At 60.5% G+C, this 1,895-nt stretch carries 1 protein-coding gene; it reads right to left on the bottom strand.

Going from position 1 to position 1,895, the window contains the following annotated elements; all coding sequences use genetic code 11:
• Positions 1-116: 116 nt before the first annotated feature.
• Positions 117-1,895, bottom strand: a 1,779-nt coding sequence (gene leuS / locus DBR30_RS16765; RefSeq protein ID WP_108588443.1) for a leucine--tRNA ligase, incomplete at its 5' end; no start/stop codon positions are given.

Genomic DNA, 1,895 nt, shown 5'->3' with positions numbered 1-1,895 from the left:
CATAGAAAATCCTCTTTGCATTAAGGGGAAGCGGCGGGCGCAGGGCCCGCCGTTATCATCCGTTTGTTGTCACAGATTGGCAATGATCAGTTGGTAACCAATCAGTTGGTAGCCAATTAGTTAGCGACAATATTGAGCAGCTTGCCCGGTACATAGATCACCTTGCGCACGGTCAGACCGTCGGTGAACTTCTGCACGGAGGCATCGGCCATAGCCAGCTTCTCGACGTCGGCTTGGCTGATCTCGGCCGGCACGGTCAGTTTGCCGCGCATCTTGCCGTTAATCTGCACCACTACCAGCTTCTCGGTCTCGACCATGGCCGCTTCATCGGCCACCGGCCAGGCTGCGTGATCGATGTCGTCGCCCTTGCCCAGCATCTTCCACAGCTCGAAGCCGATGTGCGGGGTGATGGGGTAGAGCATGACTACCACCGCTTCCAGCGCTTCCTGCATCAGGGCACGGTCCTGCTCGTCGTTGCCCAGCTTGGAGAGATTGTTCATCAGCTCCATGATAGCGGCGATGGCGGTGTTGAAGGTCTGACGGCGACCCACGTCATCACTCACCTTGGCGATGGTCTTGTGCAGTTCACGGCGTACCGCTTTCTGCTCGTTGGTGAGAGCCGCTACATCGAGTGCGGCAACGGCGCCACCGGAAACGTGTTCGAAGGTGACGCGCCACAGGCGACGCAGGAAGCGCTGGGCCCCCTCTACGCCGGAGTCGGACCACTCCAGGGTCATCTCGGCCGGAGAGGCGAACATCATGAACAGACGGACGGTATCGGCGCCATAACGCTCGACCATCAGCTGCGGGTCGATGCCGTTGTTCTTGGACTTGGACATCTTGGTCATGCCGGAGTGGAGCACTTCACGGCCTTCGTTGTCGATGGCCTTGGTGATGCGACCCTTCTCGTCACGCTCGACCTTGACGTCGGTCGGGCTGACCCAGACGTTGCCGCCCTTCTCGTCTTTGTAGTAGAAGGCGTCGGCCAGCACCATGCCTTGGCAGAGCAGGCGCTTGAACGGCTCGTCGCTGTTCACGAGGCCAGCGTCACGCAGCAGCTTGTGGAAGAAGCGGGCGTAGAGCAGGTGCATACAGGCGTGCTCAATACCGCCGATGTACTGATCCACCGGCAGCCAGTGGTTGGCAGCAGCCGGGTCCAGCATGCCCTTGTCGTAGTCCGGGGAGCAGTAGCGCGCGTAGTACCAGGAGGACTCCATAAAGGTGTCGAAGGTATCGGTCTCGCGGAACGCTTCCTGACCGTTGTAAGTGGTCTTGGCCCACTCTGCGTCAGCCTTGATCGGGCTCTGGATACCATCCATCACCACATCTTCCGGCAGCAGTACCGGCAGCTGGTCTTCCGGCGTCGGCACCACGGAGCCGTCAGCCAGAGTCAGCATCGGGATGGGGGCACCCCAGTAGCGCTGACGGGAGACACCCCAGTCGCGCAGACGGTAGTTGACGGTGCGCTTGCCTTTGCCCAGCCCTTCCAGCTTGCTGGCGATGGCATCGAAGGCGCCCTGGAAGTCGAGACCGTCGAACTCGCCGGAGTTGAACAGCACACCTTTCTCGGTATAAGCGGCTTCGCTCACGTTGACGTCGCCATCAACCGGCTTGATCACCGCCTTGATGTCGAGGCCATATTTGGTGGCGAATTCGAAGTCACGCTGATCGTGGGCCGGAACCGCCATTACGGCGCCGGTGCCGTAGTTCATCAGCACGAAGTTGGCGACCCAGACCGGTACCTTGCGGCCATCCAGCGGGTGAATGGCATAGAGGCCGGTGGCCATGCCCTTCTTCTCCATGGTGGCCAGCTCGGCTTCGGCTACCTTGGTGTTCTTGCACTCTTCGATAAAGGCGGCCAGCTCAGGATTGTTCTGGGCTGCTTGCAGCGCCAG

This window comes from Aeromonas sp. HMWF017, assembly GCF_003061465.1.
Taxonomy (GTDB): Bacteria; Pseudomonadota; Gammaproteobacteria; order Enterobacterales; family Aeromonadaceae; genus Aeromonas; species Aeromonas veronii.
Note: the sequence above shows the minus strand (reverse complement) of the source record. Positions and strands in the feature narration are given on the sequence as shown.